Below are 16,841 nucleotides of genomic sequence, written 5' to 3'. Positions count from 1 at the left end.
TGGTTCCCGAAAAGCAAGTGGGGTTCAGCCAATCCTGCGGCTGTCTCGCCAAAGTCTTGTTTGACGGGTGACACATCAATTTCCCTCCCGCTATCGCTCGGATGGGTGCCTATGATCGAAGTTGAAACCTTTTCCGACTGCTCCATTTATCCTCAAAAGCATGTGAGGTGGACACAATGACCGAACACTCCGGCGATGCTTCCGAAGCCCGTAGTCGGCTGGCACTGTGATTTCGCCTTTCAACATGCGCCGATTGGCATCGCGCTGGTTGATATAAACGGTCACATCTTGCGCGGCAATGATGCTTTTGCAGCAATGATCGGTCTACCGCTGGTACAAGCCGAGGGGCTGCATTTCAGGGCGTTTACCCATCCGGATGATCTTTCAGCAGACCTTGATCTTTTTAATGCCGTCCTGGCGGCGGAGCGTGATGGCTACACCATCGAAAAACGCTATTTGCGCAGTCGGGACTTGGCTATTGCATCCTGGCAATTGACAGCGATGGCATCAAAACGGTCAACGCCCGCTATGGCCACGCGATGGGAGACGCCATACTGGAAGCGACCGCCAGACGGTTGACGGCCATCACCGGCGATGGCGATCTGGTGGCGCGGATGGGGGGAGACGAGTTTTTGATCGCCCATTGTGGCGATCAGCAGAGCGGCATCCGTCTGGCGGGTGCGATTGTCGCGGCAATGCGTCAACCGATCCTGGCTGGTGGGATCGCAAGCGATGTCGGCGTCAGTATTGGCGGGATCTGGTCGCAGCAAAAATCGGCTCTCGAAGAGCTGTTGGCCGATGCCGATGCGCTTCTTTATCAGGTCAAGGGTGAAGGCAAGGATGGCTTGCGCTTTTCGGCCTATGGCAAGCGGTAAGGCGCTCGCGCCAGTTAAGCGCGCGTTCAGCGGATAACGAGGTTTTCTCACCTGCAAAAGTGACCTGTTCTGCACGGAAGGCCATTCTGCTCAGCAGCTGAAATTTGCAGGCTGCGAGCCTTTGCCATTGTCAGTTCGGGCTCTATCTACCCCGATAGCAAATGAACGCCAGAAGACAAGAGCCTTGATGGAGCCCGAACTCAAACTCGAACCTCGTTCCTCATCCGCGGTGCAGGAACAGTCACGCCTTCCGGCGCTTGCGGCAATCGCCGCTGGGATTGCCGTGCTGTATTTTGCCAAGGATGTGTTTCTTCCGCTGGCGATTGCCGTTTTGCTGACTTTCATGCTGGCACCGATCGTCTCGACATTGCGGCGCCTAGGCCTGCCGCGTCTGCCAGCCATCATCACAAGCGTTTCCGGCGGGTTCCTGATAATTGTGCTGTTCAGCGCGATCCTAGCGTTTCAGGTTTCGGAAGTTGGTCAGAATATCGCGACATACCAGTATAATATCATCGAGAAAATCCGCACGCTGAAAGAGGCAGGCACCGATAACAGTCTGATCAACCGCCTCAATCGCTTTGTCGAGCGGGTAGGTGCAGAAATCAACCAGGACGAAGACAGGGCCACTTCCGCACCAGGGAATGCCGAGGTTGAACGCAAACCGATCCTGGTGGAGATTTTTGCGCAACGCAACCCGATAGAGACGCTTGAAACGGTGATCGGCCCCTTGGTGGGGCCGCTTGCCACGCTCGGCCTGGTGATTGTTGTGGTTGTGTTCATGCTGCTTGAAAGGGAGGAGTTGCGCGATCGCTTCATTCGTCTGGTCGGCTATGGTGATCTGCACCGTACCACCATCGCTCTGCAGGAAGCGGGCAGCCGGGTTGGGCGTTATCTTTTAACCCAGCTTATGGTCAATATCGCTTATGGAGTGCCTTTGGGGATTGGTCTTTGGGTTCTGGGGATCCCCAATGCACTCCTATGGGGCATGCTGGCGGTTCTGTTGCGCTTTGCCCCCTATATTGGTCCGGTGATTGCTGCGGTCATGCCGTTGTTTCTGGCCTTCGCCATCGCGCCGGGTTGGAGCCTGCTGCTGTGGACGATCGGACTGTTCATTGTGATTGAGCTGATTTCCAACAATGTGATGGAGCCGTGGCTTTACGGATCGCGCACCGGCTTGTCGCCACTCGCCATCATCGTGGCGGCGATTTTCTGGACCTGGTTATGGGGGCCGATCGGCCTGGTGTTGTCAACGCCGTTGACAGTGTGCCTGGTGGTGCTCGGGCGTTATGTTCCGCAGTTCCGCTTTCTGGAAATTCTGTTTGGTGCGGAGCCGGTGTTGAACCCGCATGAAAGGCTTTATCAGCGCCTGTTATCCGGGGACCCCAACGAGGCGACTGACAATGCGTTGGAGTTTCTGTCCAAGGCGTTTCTGGTCGAGTATTATGGCAGCGTGGCGATACCGGCTTTGCTGATTGCGGAGCAGGATCGGGTGCGGGGCGTGTTGAGCGACACGCAATTGGGCCAGCTTTCGCACAGCGCGCGCCTGGTTGTCGCAAATCTAAGACAGATTGCCGAGGAAGAAGAAGACAATGAGGAAGAGGTTGCGGTTGAGACCGCGACCGATGGCGAGCAGGGCGAAGCGCTGCAATTGCCGTCCGGCGAAGGAAAATCGATCATCTGTCTTGGCGGGCGGGGTCCGCTGGATGACGTCAGCGCGGCCATGCTGGCGCAGGTTCTGTCGGTGCAGGGCGCAAGGAGCTGGGTGGTCGATCATGAACATTCCCAGCCCAGTCAATTGCGCCGCGCCGATATTGAGCACGCGACAGCCCTTGTGCTTTGCGTGCTTGATCTAGAATCGGCCAATCGCGCGAAATTCCTTTTGCGCAGGTTAAGACGGCTCAATCCGCTTGCCCGGATTGGCCTGGCGATCTGGCGAGGCGACGAAGCGGCTGAGGGTATTGATGAAACCAGGTTACGTTCCGAGATTGAAGCCGATTTCGTGGCTTTCGATCTGCTGACGGCGACACTTGAATGTCTCTCCGATGCCCGGCCGCAGGATTGGGGAGAAAGACCAGCAAAAATGCTCAGAAAGCGTCCTGGGAGACCGAAACAACGCGCGATGGAAGGGGGATGACGCCGTAACGGCGCCCGGGGGGAAGGCGGTGTTGCCTTTGCGGATTTGGCGGATATTCGGACGGACGCGGCCTTTGCTATCAGGAGAAATTTGGCGATGTTTCGCTATGTGAGCATTTGCGCAACCGCGTTGAGCGGTTGCGCATTTTGTTGATTTACCACTTGACGCGGAAGCCTGCATTTCCGGTGATTGTGTAGCTGTCGGAGACGTTGTTGAGACTTGTTGCGGCGCTCAACTTGCCATAGAGGGCATATTTGTCGTCCAGCCAGCTGTAATTGACATTCACACCCAGTTCCCCCACGTCCGGTCGATGTTGTCGGTAGCGAGGCGGACATCGGCAATTTAGATATGGTCGGCGGTGTCAATGAGCTGCTTATAGAGATTGGCAAAGCCCAGAGCCTGAGACGGGTTATGCTGCAATCGGCATCGATCCAGCAGCTGACATGATTGGATACTATTACGAGCGGAGCCAGCACCAGGCGTTTTTTGGATAGGATGCGACAAGCGAACGCAGCTTTGGCTGCACGATCGTCGCCTGCGCCAGGTGCCTGGTTTCGCACATCCTCTGAAAGACAATCTGCTCCGCGAAGATGCGGCTTTACCCATGTCGTACAAGTCGATCGCGGAATCAAGGAAATGTTGTGTCGATCTATAAGGTAGCGTTTTATATAACTTGTTTCGATCCCGGGGAGAAAAAGTTTTTTCGCTTACTACTTCAAAGCGGGGGCGTCATTTGTTCGTAGCTGGATGTTTTTGAAATATCTTGGACGGGTCCGATGCGCATATATGAATGGTGCTGTAGGCTCTTTGAAATGTAAAATCCACTTACGTCGGATCAGGTGACTTTAGAAGCTGCGTCAGATAGCTGAACGCGAATGGCCAGCACCGAAAGCGCGTCGCGGGAATTGTCCTCGCCGTCAATTTATCGTCATTTGAAAACAAGCATCCCTGCGCAAGACAGTATGGAAACGATGAAAATCCTTCACGCCCTCTTTGCCATCGCGTCTTGGCAGCTTACCGGGGCGATGCTGAGAAGTCACTGAAGTGAAACTGATTTCCTGACCAATAACACGGAATTGACGCCAAAAACTGTGGTTCTAATTTTGCATTCTCTACCCCCAAAATGTAATACCCTAAAGTCGTGGCTTGAAGTTGTTATAGTCTTCGCACCGAAGACCGTCACGCTGGCGGGCTTTGGTGCTGAGATTTTGTCTTCTTCAGCACAGTGAAATCGGCAGAAGTATGTTCTTGGCAAAAAGCAGCGGTTCCGATGATCACGCTTTGATATGGATTGGCGCTCAGAGAGGTCTGGGCGGTGCATGGATTTGTGCTACAGATCAGCAACCGTTCCCCCGATGATCTGTTGCTGCTTACCACCGAGACATTGCCGCGCGATCTACTTCCATTTGGAGGAATCGGTAAATCTGCTGTTAAGCAAGCACGATCGACCTCTGACCGCCGACCGACAATTTGCGGATCATGTTAAGCATCAATTGCGGAACCCACAAGCTAGCCTTCGTCCGCTGCTTCAAATGCTGCAGCAGGCGGAGCAGGAAGATGAGAGGATGATGATCCTGAACAATCTGGTCCGCAGTAATGACAAGGCGCTCCGCCTCATCGAGCAATTGCTGCAATCGGGGCGCGTCAATCACCAGGACCTGGCAATCGGTCCGGTCAATCTTTACGACGTCGCCGCATCGATCCTGGCCGAATTGGGTGAAACGATCCGGAGCAAGGCGCAGGATGTCGTTCTTTCAGGCTGCGAAACGGCCTGGGTGAAAACCGATGAAGCCCTGCTACGCCTGCTGCTTGAGAATATACTCGAGAATGCCGTGAAATATCCCCCGACATCCGGCCGGGTCCATGTGATGATTGCTGCGGCCTGCAATAATACATGGCTGGTTCAGGTCTGCGACACCGGTCCTGGCATCCCCGCACATCAAGCCGAGGCGGTGTTTCAGCGCTTTTTTCGTATCCCGGGTTCCAAGAGACCCGAAGGGACCGGACTCGGCCTGACGATCGCAGCGGATGCGGCAAAGCGCCTGTCAGCAGCGATTGCGCTGGGCGTTCCGACCTATGGCTACAGGCTGCAAGCATAGATCCGTATCAAAGCCGGCGATTAGCCGTGCCAGCGTTGCTCGTAGCACTGCCTTTCCAGCAAGGGTCAACCACCGAACGTGCATATGGCCTGGTATGGTGCCGGCGTCGCGCTCAGCGCCCGCCGCGTCACCTGGTTTCGATCGGACTGGACGCGCGCAGGATCATTTTTTCCAGCCGTCTGTTCTCCGCCTGCAACTGTTTGATCAGCGATCGCTTGAGCTCGGTGTTTTCCTTCTTAAGCTTGGCGATGTCTTCGTTGATATCTGCCGGGATCTGGTAGAAACCCACCGATGGCTGTCGTGGCGCTTGCCGTTGTGCGTGATTGACCGTCCTGGCCTTGACGCTGCGGATTTTTCTATCCAGTTGGTCGGGCTTGGCATTCGCAGCAGGCGCTTGGTCGACCGGTGCGGACTTGCGATGGGCAGGCTTTGCGACCGGCACGCTGCTCTCGTCCGTCATCGCTACTGCAGTGGCCGTTTCTTCAGACAGATCGGACGGACCGGATCTAGGCATTCGCTGCGGATCGATTTTCGGCGATAGGGTGGTATCTGTGGCGGAAGCAATCCTCGGGCTGTTGTCAGCCCCCGCTTGAGAGGTGGGCTTTGCCGCTCCCTCATGCCTTGCTGACGCAGCAAATTCTATGTTAGCTTTTTTTGCCTGACGTTGCTTTGGCGCCTTATCGAAGGGAGTAGCCGGCGGTATTGCCGCGAGGATGCGACCGCCAGTCAGTGCCGGCACTACGCCCTTTTCTGCAGCTGTTGCCACTGGAGTTTCTTGCTCAGGCGCTGGAGGCGTATCTTTCTTGATATCGGAAGGGGCTGCAGTGTCATCTTCAACCGCGCGCGCGATTTCCTTGATATTTATATCCCCCCAGAGCGATGTCACGTTCTTGCGCGCGCGGCGATTCTTATATTCTACGATCAATCGTTTGCCGGGGAATTTCATAGGGTCGCTTCAATCCTGGAGCCGATGAGGAAGGGTCGTGATCCTTTGTAATCTACTCCCAGTGACCGCGGGATTCAACCCTGTGGCGTTGGCCGGCCAGACTTGCTCGGACTGTCATTGCACACAAAAGATCACTTGCAGTTTTCAAGAGAAGATGACGGCTGCTGGATAATTTGGGTCGGCCTGAATCGAAATTCTGGATACGACCATCACTATATTTCAGGGATCTCATGCAGACGCTGGCTTTCATCGTTTGTTTGCGCAGGTGGTAAAGCGCTTCCGCCTTCATAATGGTTGCCTGAAATCCGTGTGTCTCGTGGGGTGCTAGGGTCAGGCCCTGATCAATATAGGATGAAAATAACATGTCGCCTTCGGCGTCTTCAAAAACGATCGAAGCGTTTATCACGGTTAGTTTTTTGTGAGGCATTGGATTGAATGATGGTTTCCAGACGTCCGGTTTGGGTGCCTGCTTCGATGACGGACCAGTCCTTGACCGTCAGCACCGTTGAATTACAGGCCTGCGCGGCACAGGTGGAAGACAAGACGGCGAGCATCAGCGTGGCTGACATAGATTTTACATAGTAATTCATAAGCGATCTCGTTGAAAAATGCGGCAAAGAGTAAGCCGAGAGCACTGCGAAAAAACATCCCAATATATCGCCAGCTATTACGCGAGGGAGAATAGAAGTGCCGCACAAGGGAGGGCTACAGGAAATGATCAAAATTCCTGCCGGACCGCTTGCTAATTGAGGTGGTGCAAGGCCCAGGCAGCTCACAAGCGAGACGCGAACAGGCAGAATAGGTCTGAGGTTGCTCCGGACGGTTGTATAAACATCGCAGCCAACCCAGTCCGGAGCAAGCGCTTGAAAGGCAGGAGACAAGCGCATGCAACTCCATCACGATTTTCAAATGGCAACAACTCCAATTCGGAGGGAGCATATCAGCCGAGGAGAAAGGAGCTGGCCGCCCTGGATTGGCTGCCGGCTCAATGAGGCCAATTGCTCCTGACGCACGTTGTTGCCTCTTTCGCAAAAAGCGATTGGCGCTGATTGCGGTGTTGATGGGTGGAGACGTGGTGATCCGAGCGCGTTGCGCCATCCCGTTGAAAACGAACGCGGCAACGCTAATTGGTGCGGAGAGGATAGCAATAGGTGGCCCCATGAAATATCGAATATTCGCTCTGGTTTCTCTCGTTGCCCTGGTTGGCTGTGCCGGTTACGCCAAATCTGTCAACAGACAGGCTGGAATTGTCCCGGTCCGCAATTTCGATGCAAACCGCTATCTTGGCACGTGGTATGAACTTGGTCGCATCGAGAACCGCTTCGAACGCGGAATGACTGACACAACGGCCCAATATTCGCTTAATCGTGACGGCACGATCAGGGTTGTGAATGCGGGCTATGATCCGGCCAAGGCAAAGGTTCGGGAAGCGATTGGCAAAGCGAAGTTCGTCGAGACAAAGGATGTGGGGGCGCTGAAGGTCTCGTTCTTCCCACCATTTTATGGCGGCTACAATATTGTTGCTCTGGATGACGATTATCAATGGGCAATTGTTGTGGGTCCCAACCCAAATAAGTATTTCTGGGTGTTGTCGCGTCAATCCAAACTCACGCAAAGCCTTAAAAACAGGGCGCTGGGCGTTGCGCGCGACCTCCATGTCGACGCAAGCAAGATATTATGGGTATCCCAGCAAAAAGCGCGCTAGATTAAAGCGCGCCCTTGGCGCCCTGGTCGCCGTGAAAACCCCGATGGCTGAGATAAAGCGCTGAGAAAATCGCGTAAAGGTTCGGTTTTTGATCCTGCGTCCTCAGGCCAGCCATGGCAACCAGGTGATAAAAGCCTGCATCGCTTGCGGGGACCCGCCATCGCGACTGATCAGGCAAGCTTAAGGGCGGCTATGAGCGTTTCGCACATGCCGCCCTTTTCGATTGTTGTGTCAAACCGCGCTTCTATCGACGGCAACGACCAAGCAACATACCAGCCAGCACACCGACAATACCGACAGTTGCCAGTGTCGCGGTGGTGGCTCCGGGATTTTCTCGCGCCGCATTGAGGACACGTTCCCCGTGATAACGCGCACTGGACGCAACATCGTCAAAGGCTGATGAGGCTGATGACAAGGCGTTGTCAGCCTTGTCGGTTGCAGATCCCAGTCGATCGGCAAGCTGCGACGACAGACTGCTCAGCTGGCTACGAAGTTCGCTGATCTGATCGGCGACAGTGTTTTCTGGTTCGTTTGCCATTGAGACTATTCCTTTTCAATAATGGGTGGGCAGCGAAGGCTGCGATGCGAAAGAAAAACGCAGCGCAAGGCTTTTGGTTTCAAAGATTCAAAAAAGAATGCGGATCGCAAAAGTCCCACTGCAACGCCAATTTTGCGAGGGGCGATCATGCACTTCGCCGTCATTTGCGATAGACGGCTGGCAGTTCTGTAAAGAGGGGAAAGCGGTTTAAAAGCTCGCAGTTGTCTGGCTGTGGCTTGTGGCGGTTTCAAATGATCCGGTGTTGGAAGATGGGTCAGCTGGGCGGAGATTGAACGCCGCCCAGTTGCTTCTAGCGGCAGCGTGCCGTGTAAATCCGGCCATGCCGATCGCGATATTAGCAGTTGCCATTGCGCAGATTGCGAACAAGAAGGCCACCGACTGCCCCGGCTCCCGCACCGATCAGAGCGCCGCGTCCACCACCGGCGATACCGCCAATCGCAGCACCGGCAACGGTGCCAACGCTGAGGTCTTTTTCGGTCGATGTACATCCGGAGATTGCCATCAGTGCAACCAGGCACAGTCCAATTTTACGCATTTAAAGTCCCTCCAATTCACAGGATGTGAATGACGAGTGAAGTAAGGAGACTGGACTCCCTGTCAAGAAACAAAGTCAAAAATAAATCGGCATCATCTGCCAATTGATCCGCCTGTTCGTGGTATGAGGGTGATAGGATGCTGATCGAATTAAGAGGGGCCAATCGTTTCGATCCATGGCCCGATTGCGTGCGGAAAAGCGCGCTTGGCTAGCGGAGCGGTTTTTTCATAATCAGCGGGCCATTGGAATTTTGTTCGAAATAACGCAGCACCACCCGAATGGTTCGTGACTGCACACGCGTCTGGCTGGCGCATTGCAAAATGGCATCTTGCGCGGCAATTGCGAAAGCTTCGCCGGCCTGCCTTACGGGCTGAAATTCGACTGTGATGATCCTTGTAAGCTTGCCACTCGCGTCGTAGCTCACTTCAAAGGTCGCGGATGCTCGATTGTAGCTGGTGTCGGGGGGCAAGCTCAGGCATTTGCTCGCCAGGTCCGTCACCACTTCCGAGTCCGTTGCTGCAAGCGCGGGAAATGTGACTATACCGACGATCATCATCGCTATCTGTAAATATCCTGGCATCTCTCTCCCGAGCGAGAATTATGAAGTCTCATGCCAAGATAGGCATTTATGCGATGCGGTTCAAACCGACGACGCTATTTTGCCCGCCCTCTGCAAAATTCGGGTACTGCCATTCCATCTATGCCAGCCGCGGAAAGACTGCCACACTCAACCGGCTGGGCGGGCATTATCAATGCGGCAACCACCACAGCAAAAAGCAGGCGAGAGCTGTTGCGATCACGGCTCCAACAACCAGGAATGTCTGATCCGACAAAGCGACGTCGAGAAATATCATCTGCGGCGGTGCTCAGAAATGACCATGAAAACGATTAACGCAAAAAGCGCGATCGAGACCGCTGTGATGAACCAACCCATTCGCCGTGTCCTCCCCTGCATTAACTCGGCATGCGGGAGAAAGTTTCAAAATGCCCTCATATCGGGAAAAAGTCGGATCCATTTCTTCAGACAAGTATCGTTTCGTCGAAAAGCTGGGAAAAACCATTGGCCATTGAGGCTTTCTGGTCATTAAGTCGCACTCTATCCGGGGGCTGCGCATCAGCAATCAGCAGGAACCGCTACCTGATCAGCCGGGAAATTTCATTCGGCATCGCCTTTTTGCGATGATGCACTATTTCAAAGAAGTGTCGATTTCGCTTGAGGAGGAAATAGCGATGCAACACCGAATTCATGAGAATATGGAGGTTATCGGCGCAGATGGTGTGCATATTGGCACCGTTGACCGGCTTGAGGGCAACCGGATCAAACTTAAAAAGACCGATAATTCGCCAGGCCACCGCGATCATCATCATTATATCGAGCTGGGATTTGTTGCTGATATCGAAAGTGATGTGCGCGTCAGGCTCTCGGCGAATGCGGATGTCGCAGTTACACTTGAAGAAGAAGGATCGGGCAAGCCGGTTGATCTCTAGAGTTCAGAGCCAGAATTTGTGAGCCCGTCACGATGTCGTTTCCATCCACTGCATCATTGTTGCTATAAGCAACTCATTGGAAAATAACGGATCCGGATTTCAGATGGTTCCTCGCTTCTTCAGACGCTACTTTGCCAGTTTCGCCGCTTGTCTATCCGGTTTGCTGCTGTTGCCGTGGATTCTGGGTGTGCCGGGCAATCCAACGCCTGGGCAGGATTTTGCATGGACCTCGGGTCTTCTGGCAATGATTGCTTATCTGTTGATATTTCAATGTGTTAAAATGATCCAGAGCCGAGATATCCTTAGTAAGCCAAAGCTTTCCACGCTGCTTGATAGCGGCCTTCATGCAGCTTCCATAGGGCTGTCTGCAGTGCTCGGGGTCGCAGTCATCCTTCTCGTCTGGGGCAAATGGTGAGGTCAGCGGATGAAGGCAAAGCGAAAAGCATCATGAGGCTCTGTTTCCCTGCCAGTGATTGTTTGGTTGCGACCATTGTCCGCAGAAAGCTTCAACTCACGCGTTGTCGATCAGGAAAATGACTAATACATCGAGGCTGGAGGTTTTGGGCTATAGCTAAAATGATTATCGTTGCCAGAGGCGGCGCGGAACATTCGAACCGCTGCGATGTTAGGTCGGGAGCAAGCGCAGTCAAGGCTAGTCCAGCCTAAGGAGTGAATTATGAAACCTGCTACCATTGCTGCGGTCCTCTTCACACTGGCGCTCGGGCATCTGCCCAGCGCCGTATCGGCGGAAGAATCCGGCCTTCCCAATCAATCAAGTGGACAAGAACCCGAGGTCCCTGGCAACAATTCCACTACGGGCGCAAAACCTGTTCCACCCGACAGCAAACCGGCGCCAAAATCTCCGCAGGAGCAGCAGGAAGATGCGCAACGCAAGGCAGAAAAGCTCAAGAAATGCGCGCCGGGACAGGATGCCAAAGCATGTCGGGAATATAATGTGAAACACCGCAAGCAATGAACCCGCTTCAGCACAGGTCATCTATTGGCATTTCGATAAATCACACGTCATGCCTCCTACAATGAAAGGCGGGCGACAGCCTGTGGCAATTTAGGCGTCGCGAACTTCAACGAGTGCGTAGGAGCGCGACACACCCTGATCGATAATTGATCCCTGGTCCCTATTTTAAACTGCCAGCCGTCGGGCTGTTCGCGGCCAGGATTGCTTTATGATTGCTTTTTCTTATGCGAAGGCTTGCCCTTGTGTTTGGTTGAAGCGAGTTCCTCGAGCTCTTTTTTACTCATCGTGTTTTCCATTTGTTTCGAGGCTCCCCGAAGCTCTGCTTTGGCTTTCTCACCACGCTTTGCGGCAAGGGCCGCACCCGCTGCTTGTTGTTGCGCTTTTGACTTGGCAGGCATGTTTAAGACTCCCTTCGTGTTTTCATCATTTGCAAATAAAGATCGCGTTTAAAATCTCATGCAGGCTGTGGCTCGTGTTGCGCAGGCTTGTTGGACGCTGCCGGATGCTTTCGGCCAGCACCGGATAGTTTTTTAACTCGAGACATCATTGTTTTCGCCTGTCTCTCCATGGCATGGGCGCTACGCAGCCACCGGACGAGCCTTTCTTTGCTTCTGTCATGTCCAATCTCCTGTTGTGGGAGACGCCCCTAACCAATGCGCAACAGCTTTGTTCCCCCAGCATCCGCCTGCAACGTGCATGACATCGGAAAGGAGCGACTTTGGTCGCGTGGCTGACGATCTGGATCGTGCGCTGGTTGCGGAAGCGCGAAGATAAATCTTTGGCTTTTGGGAGAGTTTTTATTGCGCGTCTTCACAATTGCCGCGCTTCCGCTTTGGCGTTCAAAATTTCGCTTCAGCGAATTGGCGCGCAAGCCCGTTTGAAAGCCGCTCCAATTGACAGGCAAACTTCTCGACCGATGAGGAAATGTGAGCCATTGCGGTTCGGCAGAGGGGGCGATAGGGTCAGCAGCCAGGGAACAAGGAAGCGTCGGAACAGCTGATGTTTTGCCGCGAACGTGCAATCCCCTCGCGCCAAATTAACACGGAACGCCGCCGGTTTTAGGGAGATGTTCCCCATTGAAAAATAATGATCTTCAATCTTTCTTTGCCCGCGATGCGAGTGTGGTGGCACCGCAGCTCATCGGCTGGGAACTAACGATCGAGGGAATTGGGGGCATGATTGTGGAGACCGAAGCCTATAACCGGATGGATCCCGCCTCCCACAGCTTCAAAGGCCAGACCCGAAGAAATCGTTCGATGTTTGGACCTCCTGGGCATGCTTATGTCTATCGAATATACGGTCTGCATTGGTGTTTGAACTTTGTCTGCCTGGATGGTTCTGCTGTCTTGTTGCGAGCGCTAGCACCCGCCAAGGGTCTTGCTTTCATGCAACAAAGAAGAGGGACCAGCAATGGGTTGGCTTTGTGCTCAGGGCCTGCGAAACTTGCCCAGGCGATGGGGGTTACCGCTGAGTTTGACGGCGCGCCACTTTTTGATCAGCCGTTCGAACTCATCGCTTCACAGGCGGATCCACACATTGAAACAGGCCCGCGCATCGGGATCAGCCGCGCGCAGGAGGTTGCCTGGCGGTTTTGGCTTTCAGGAAGTCCTTATGTCAGCCGCCCGCCTGCCCGCAGACTGACGTGATGGTTACGGCCACCCCAACATCGCGCTCCGGCTAAGAAAGCGGCTATCGGAGTTTCGCCCCTGTATCACGTGAAGCCCGGGTAGGGCTTGTTTCGCAAACATGCAGCCAGGTGAACACAATTGGCTGCCAGCAGCCTGGTGGCGGTCACAACGGCGTCGGGGATTTCGTCGAGATCGATAAAATTAGTGGACTGCATGGCCTCCCCCACCCAGTAGGTGACGGCGTTGGCAGGCAATGTGAAGCCAACATCATTGAGCGCCTGAAAAAGCTCGGCCGAAACATGATGCGCTCCGTCCTCGTTTCCTACCACAGCGACAGCCGCGACGCGTCCGTAGGAGGGCATGCGGTTTTTGTCATCGGTTTCCGATAAAAACGCGTCCATACGTTCCAAAGCGCGTTTGCAGACGCTGGATGGTTGGCCGAGCCAGATCGGCGTGCCGATCAGAATAATATCGGCTTCGACGATTTTCTGTCGCAGCTCGGGCCATTGATCATCCCCACCTTCATCCGAGCTGACGCCAGGCGCGATGGTAAAATCTGTCAGAAGGACATGTTCGGTTTCCACACCAAACGGATGAAGCTCAGTTTCGATATAGGATAACAGCTTTTTTGTCGAGGACTGCTTGTCAGACGTTTTCAATGTCGCGTTGAGAGCGAGAGCTTTCAACGGCTTCTGCGATCGGCTGCTCATGATGATTCCTTTGTTGTCTATACCGGCACAGTCCGGGTGCACCCAACTGTTTCTTGGTGTCGGGGCGCGGCCATACCCGCGCCATTGACCGGCTATGGATCGGTATTGTCGCGGTTGACCTAACCACAGCAACTGCAAAATGTTTCGCGCTCCCTCCACTGCATTGGTCGCAATTTGGGATGAGATGTCCGCCGAACCTCGTGGCTGGGTGGGATGTGACAGCGAAATGCGGCTTTGTCTTAAAGATTAGGGAACCTTGAACCAATCGGCGGGTTAGGCACGCAGTTCTTGAAGGGAGAGAGCGAATGCCAGCCAGGAAAAGCCAGCCAGCAACCGCCACGATTCACGACCAGAAGCTTCAAAGAGGGGCGGGAGGAGAGCTTCATCAGACTGTCGAGGAGGGCAAGGCGCGGCTGACCACCGCCCAGGGCGTACCGATAGCGGACGATCAGAACAGTCTCAAGATCGGGTCGCGCGGCCCGGTTCTCATGGAGGATTTTCATTTTCGGGAGAAAATTTTTCATTTCGATCATGAGCGCATTCCCGAACGTGTGGTTCATGCACGGGGATATGGCGCGCATGGCTATTTCGAGAATTATGCGTCGCTGGCTGCCTATACACGGGCAGATCTTTTTCAGCGTGCTGGCGAGAAAACGCCGGTTTTTGTCCGCTTTTCCACGGTGGCGGGCTCGAAAGGATCGTTTGATCTGGCGCGGGACGTGCGCGGTTTCGCCGTCAAATTCTACACCCAGGAAGGAAACTGGGATCTTGTCGGCAACAATATACCGGTCTTCTTCATTCAGGACGCGATCAAATTCCCGGACATCATTCACGCGGTGAAGCCGGAACCGGATCGCGGTTTCCCGCAAGCGCAATCCGCGCATGACAATTTCTGGGATTTCATCAGCCTTACGCCGGAATCCATGCATATGATCATGTGGGTGATGTCTGACCGCGCCATACCGCGCTCTTTCCGTTTCATGGAAGGATTTGGGGTCCACACGTTCCGTCTGGTCAATGCCAGGGGCGAATCCACATTCGTGAAATTTATCTGGAAACCGAAATTGGGCATGCAGTCGGTTGTTTGGAACGAAGCAGTCAAGATCAATGGGGCTGATCCCGATTTCCACCGTCGTGATCTGTGGGACGCAATTTCTGCGGGAAACTTCCCCGAATGGGAACTCAATCTCCAATTATTCGATCAGCAATTCGCCGATCAATTTGATTTTGATGTGCTCGATCCCACCAAGATTATCCCGGAAGAGATCCTGGCGCCCATCCCGGTTGGCCGCATGGTGTTGGACCGGATGCCGGACAATTTCTTTGCGGAGACAGAGCAGGTTGCGTTCATGACGCAGAATGTGCCGCCGGGCATTGATTTCTCGAATGATCCCCTGTTGCAGGGCCGTAATTTTTCCTATCTCGATACGCAGCTCAAGAGGCTGGGAAGCACGAATTTCACACATCTGCCGATCAACGCACCCAAATGCCCATTCCACCATTTTCAGCAGGATGGGCATATGGCGGTGCGCAATCCGGTGGGGCGGGTCAATTATCAGCCCAATTCATGGGAGGAGGGGCCGCGTGAAGATCCGCCGACTGGTTTCACCACCTATCCGGCGGAGGAAGAGGGAAAAAAGCTCCGGCTCCGCCCGGAAAGCTTTGCGGATCACTATAGCCAGGCACGCCAGTTTTTCATCAGTCAGACCGAAGTGGAACAACACCATATCGCCGCTGCCCTGACGTTTGAATTAAGCCGATGCGAAAATGTTCGGATCCGGGAGAGAATGGTGTCACACCTTCTCAACATTGATGAGGGTCTGGCGACCACCGTCGCTGATAAGCTTGGCCTGCAGACCATGCCTGCGGCGGCCGATGCGGCTGTCGCGCCGCGCAAGGATCTTGAAGTGTCGGCGGCGCTCAGTATCGTCAAGAATGGCCCCGCGGACTTTGCCGGTCGGAAACTGGGTGTGCTCGTTGGTCCGGGCAGCGATCGCGAATTGTTCAACAGTCTGAAGCAGCATTTCGAAGCCAAGGGTGCGGTCGTTGAGGTGATTGCACCAAAGGTTGGCGGTGTGGTCGCCCAGGAGGGCAGCTTGATTGAAGGTGATTATATGATCGATGGCGGTCCATCGGTCCTGTTCGACGCTGTCGCACTTGTGCTGAGCGAAGAGGCAGCGCAACGTTTATGCGGAGAAGCGACGGCGCGCGATTTTGTCGGAGATGCCTTTGCGCACTGCAAATTCATAGCGTTCAGCAAAGGAGCTGTGCCGCTGCTTGATCTGGCCGGTATCGATCCAGATCTGGATGATGGGCTGATGTCTCTTGAGGACGAGGATGCTATCCATCATTTTTACGCGGCCTGCGCGAAATTGCGTGTCTGGGCGCGTGAAACCGCAGTCAAACTGTGACAAGCCATGCGCCTTCCGCCTGCGTTAGAGAAACGCGGAAGGCGCATATTTTGGTGTCGTGAACTTTGAACTCCAATCACTCTCATTGGCCGGGCATGGGACGATTGCTGCGCATTCCACGGCGTGTTTTCGCAGGTGCGGTGGCTTTATAGGACCCCCAGATGCATCCGCCCTCAATGGCCTGGCTTGGGCCTGGCTTGGTTGTTAAAGCCGGCTAACACATTGCGAAAGCACAAGGGCAAGCCTGCGTAACGTCAAACCCCCGCCAGCACGAAACGTGCCCGCAACAGAACCGTTCTTTGCGCGACTAGCGACGGGGATTGGGCAGCGAGAGAAATGACTGGCACTGCTCATCAAACTCGGTTGCGATCAGACCCCGAGCCGCGTCAATGGGCCGTTGATCGATTTGCTGGACACGGTAAAGCTTTTCGTCGCGAAAGGCCGAACTATGGTTTAAGCCTGGCTTCAGATGCTGCTCTGTTTCCGGCATGAATTCTGTTTCGGCGGCGACCAGTCTCGCATCGGCGGCGGACGCAGCCGCGACCAGCCGCCCGCCTGAAATTGGGGCTCGATCCTGGCCCTCGGCCCCTTCCTGAGGAAGGAGGGCATATAGATACATTTCGGTCGAGGGTTTGACTGCAATGCCGGGGTCTGGCGCTTCGCCCCAGTCATTGGGTGGGTTGATATCGCGATATCGCATGGGACACTCCTTCTGGCGTGATGCTTTGATGGCCGAACCTAGCTGAGAAGCACTTGTTTCCTTTGCTTTGCGACC

19 protein-coding genes are annotated in these 16,841 nt (G+C 54.5%); 10 read left to right on the top strand and 9 right to left on the bottom strand.

The genetic code is table 11. The features are described 5' to 3' along the window. The first annotated feature begins 195 nt into the window (after positions 1-195). The 3 genes from CEV34_RS16930 (at position 196) to CEV34_RS16920 (ending at position 3,009) form a co-directional block, all read left to right on the top strand. Positions 196-579, top strand: a complete 384-nt coding sequence (locus CEV34_RS16930; protein ID WP_094544088.1) for a PAS domain S-box protein — start codon at positions 196-198, stop codon at positions 577-579. Further along, positions 483-875: a GGDEF domain-containing protein gene (locus CEV34_RS16925; RefSeq protein ID WP_094544087.1), complete on the top strand. Its 393-nt coding sequence runs from the start codon at positions 483-485 to the stop codon at positions 873-875. The genes CEV34_RS16930 and CEV34_RS16925 overlap by 97 nt, the downstream gene beginning before the upstream one ends. Before the next feature lie 187 nt (positions 876-1,062). Beyond that, positions 1,063-3,009 (top strand): AI-2E family transporter, encoded by a 1,947-nt coding sequence (locus CEV34_RS16920; protein ID WP_094544086.1) that lies wholly within the window; start codon positions 1,063-1,065, stop codon positions 3,007-3,009. 154 nt (positions 3,010-3,163) lie between these two features. Here CEV34_RS16920 and CEV34_RS27565 read toward each other — a convergent pair whose 3' ends face one another. Next, positions 3,164-3,295, bottom strand: coding sequence for a hypothetical protein (locus CEV34_RS27565; RefSeq protein WP_007881245.1), 132 nt, complete (start codon positions 3,293-3,295; stop codon positions 3,164-3,166). Positions 3,296-4,295: 1,000 nt separating this feature from the next. On the opposite strand from CEV34_RS27565, the gene CEV34_RS16915 reads away from it, so the two are divergent. Further along, positions 4,296-5,108, top strand: a complete 813-nt coding sequence (locus tag CEV34_RS16915) for a sensor histidine kinase (RefSeq protein WP_094544085.1) — start codon at positions 4,296-4,298, stop codon at positions 5,106-5,108. A gap of 127 nt (positions 5,109-5,235) precedes the next feature. Here the strand turns inward: CEV34_RS16915 and CEV34_RS16910 are convergent, their stop codons facing one another. Continuing rightward, a complete protein-coding gene (locus tag CEV34_RS16910) occupies positions 5,236-6,054 on the bottom strand; it encodes a hypothetical protein (protein WP_094544084.1) in 819 nt (272 codons plus the stop codon). Between the two features lie 380 nt (positions 6,055-6,434). Further along, a complete protein-coding gene (locus CEV34_RS16905; protein WP_064323108.1) occupies positions 6,435-6,644 on the bottom strand; it encodes a hypothetical protein in 210 nt (69 codons plus the stop codon). Between the two features lie 569 nt (positions 6,645-7,213). Here CEV34_RS16905 and CEV34_RS16900 point away from each other — a divergent pair. Next, entirely contained in the window at positions 7,214-7,759 is a 546-nt protein-coding gene (locus CEV34_RS16900; RefSeq protein WP_064323109.1) for a lipocalin family protein, read from the top strand. 244 nt (positions 7,760-8,003) lie between these two features. On the opposite strand, the gene CEV34_RS16895 is transcribed toward CEV34_RS16900, so the two are convergent. The 3 genes from CEV34_RS16895 to CEV34_RS16885 all read right to left on the bottom strand — a co-directional run bounded on the left by CEV34_RS16895 (position 8,004) and on the right by CEV34_RS16885 (position 9,409). Beyond that, positions 8,004-8,297 (bottom strand): hypothetical protein, encoded by a 294-nt coding sequence (locus tag CEV34_RS16895; RefSeq protein WP_007881231.1) that lies wholly within the window; start codon positions 8,295-8,297, stop codon positions 8,004-8,006. A 355-nt stretch (positions 8,298-8,652) separates the two neighbouring features. Beyond that, complete coding sequence (locus CEV34_RS16890; protein ID WP_094544083.1) at positions 8,653-8,853, bottom strand: YMGG-like glycine zipper-containing protein; 201 nt, start codon at positions 8,851-8,853, stop codon at positions 8,653-8,655. A 208-nt stretch (positions 8,854-9,061) separates the two neighbouring features. Continuing rightward, positions 9,062-9,409, bottom strand: a complete 348-nt coding sequence (locus CEV34_RS16885) for a hypothetical protein (protein ID WP_007881229.1) — start codon at positions 9,407-9,409, stop codon at positions 9,062-9,064. Positions 9,410-10,083: 674 nt separating this feature from the next. Here CEV34_RS16885 and CEV34_RS16880 point away from each other — a divergent pair. The 3 genes from CEV34_RS16880 (at position 10,084) to CEV34_RS16870 (ending at position 11,317) form a co-directional block, all read left to right on the top strand. After that, positions 10,084-10,341, top strand: a complete 258-nt coding sequence (locus CEV34_RS16880; RefSeq protein ID WP_064323276.1) for a DUF2171 domain-containing protein — start codon at positions 10,084-10,086, stop codon at positions 10,339-10,341. Positions 10,342-10,444: 103 nt separating this feature from the next. Beyond that, positions 10,445-10,756 (top strand): hypothetical protein, encoded by a 312-nt coding sequence (locus CEV34_RS16875; RefSeq protein WP_064323111.1) that lies wholly within the window; start codon positions 10,445-10,447, stop codon positions 10,754-10,756. 261 nt (positions 10,757-11,017) lie between these two features. Beyond that, on the top strand, positions 11,018-11,317 hold the full coding sequence (locus CEV34_RS16870; RefSeq protein WP_007881226.1) for a hypothetical protein: 300 nt from the start codon (positions 11,018-11,020) through the stop codon (positions 11,315-11,317). Positions 11,318-11,523: 206 nt separating this feature from the next. On the opposite strand, the gene CEV34_RS16865 is transcribed toward CEV34_RS16870, so the two are convergent. After that, complete coding sequence (locus CEV34_RS16865) at positions 11,524-11,715, bottom strand: DUF3008 family protein (protein WP_064323112.1); 192 nt, start codon at positions 11,713-11,715, stop codon at positions 11,524-11,526. 678 nt (positions 11,716-12,393) lie between these two features. Between CEV34_RS16865 and CEV34_RS16855 the strand changes: the two genes are divergently transcribed. After that, positions 12,394-12,963, top strand: a complete 570-nt coding sequence (locus CEV34_RS16855; protein ID WP_007881224.1) for a DNA-3-methyladenine glycosylase — start codon at positions 12,394-12,396, stop codon at positions 12,961-12,963. Between the two features lie 65 nt (positions 12,964-13,028). Here the strand turns inward: CEV34_RS16855 and CEV34_RS16850 are convergent, their stop codons facing one another. Next, a complete protein-coding gene (locus CEV34_RS16850; protein WP_094544082.1) occupies positions 13,029-13,655 on the bottom strand; it encodes a flavodoxin family protein in 627 nt (208 codons plus the stop codon). Positions 13,656-13,960: 305 nt separating this feature from the next. Between CEV34_RS16850 and katE the strand changes: the two genes are divergently transcribed. Then, a complete protein-coding gene (gene katE / locus CEV34_RS16845) occupies positions 13,961-16,066 on the top strand; it encodes a catalase (protein ID WP_094544081.1) in 2,106 nt (701 codons plus the stop codon). A 307-nt stretch (positions 16,067-16,373) separates the two neighbouring features. Here katE and CEV34_RS16840 read toward each other — a convergent pair whose 3' ends face one another. Continuing rightward, positions 16,374-16,766: a hypothetical protein gene (locus CEV34_RS16840; RefSeq protein ID WP_064323116.1), complete on the bottom strand. Its 393-nt coding sequence runs from the start codon at positions 16,764-16,766 to the stop codon at positions 16,374-16,376. Between the last annotated feature and the right edge of the window lie 75 nt (positions 16,767-16,841).

This window comes from Brucella pseudogrignonensis (genome assembly GCF_002252525.1).
Taxonomy (GTDB): Bacteria; Pseudomonadota; Alphaproteobacteria; order Rhizobiales; family Rhizobiaceae; genus Brucella; species Brucella pseudogrignonensis.
Note: the sequence above shows the minus strand (reverse complement) of the source record. Positions and strands in the feature narration are given on the sequence as shown.

Coding starts and splice junctions, on each gene's coding strand:
- CEV34_RS16875 (WP_064323111.1), top strand. CDS start 10,445: ATGGTTCCTCGCTTCTTCAGACGCTACTTTGCCAGTTTCGCCGCTTGT.
- CEV34_RS16920 (WP_094544086.1), top strand. CDS start 1,063: ATGGAGCCCGAACTCAAACTCGAACCTCGTTCCTCATCCGCGGTGCAG.
- CEV34_RS16905 (WP_064323108.1), bottom strand. CDS start 6,644: ATGAATTACTATGTAAAATCTATGTCAGCCACGCTGATGCTCGCCGTC.
- katE (WP_094544081.1), top strand. CDS start 13,961: ATGCCAGCCAGGAAAAGCCAGCCAGCAACCGCCACGATTCACGACCAG.
- CEV34_RS16930 (WP_094544088.1), top strand. CDS start 196: ATGCTTCCGAAGCCCGTAGTCGGCTGGCACTGTGATTTCGCCTTTCAA.
- CEV34_RS16895 (WP_007881231.1), bottom strand. CDS start 8,297: ATGGCAAACGAACCAGAAAACACTGTCGCCGATCAGATCAGCGAACTT.
- CEV34_RS16910 (WP_094544084.1), bottom strand. CDS start 6,054: ATGAAATTCCCCGGCAAACGATTGATCGTAGAATATAAGAATCGCCGC.
- CEV34_RS16840 (WP_064323116.1), bottom strand. CDS start 16,766: ATGCGATATCGCGATATCAACCCACCCAATGACTGGGGCGAAGCGCCA.
- CEV34_RS16890 (WP_094544083.1), bottom strand. CDS start 8,853: ATGCGTAAAATTGGACTGTGCCTGGTTGCACTGATGGCAATCTCCGGA.
- CEV34_RS16870 (WP_007881226.1), top strand. CDS start 11,018: ATGAAACCTGCTACCATTGCTGCGGTCCTCTTCACACTGGCGCTCGGG.
- CEV34_RS16880 (WP_064323276.1), top strand. CDS start 10,084: ATGCAACACCGAATTCATGAGAATATGGAGGTTATCGGCGCAGATGGT.
- CEV34_RS16915 (WP_094544085.1), top strand. CDS start 4,296: ATGGATTGGCGCTCAGAGAGGTCTGGGCGGTGCATGGATTTGTGCTAC.
- CEV34_RS16900 (WP_064323109.1), top strand. CDS start 7,214: ATGAAATATCGAATATTCGCTCTGGTTTCTCTCGTTGCCCTGGTTGGC.
- CEV34_RS16865 (WP_064323112.1), bottom strand. CDS start 11,715: ATGCCTGCCAAGTCAAAAGCGCAACAACAAGCAGCGGGTGCGGCCCTT.
- CEV34_RS16850 (WP_094544082.1), bottom strand. CDS start 13,655: ATGAGCAGCCGATCGCAGAAGCCGTTGAAAGCTCTCGCTCTCAACGCG.
- CEV34_RS16885 (WP_007881229.1), bottom strand. CDS start 9,409: ATGATGATCGTCGGTATAGTCACATTTCCCGCGCTTGCAGCAACGGAC.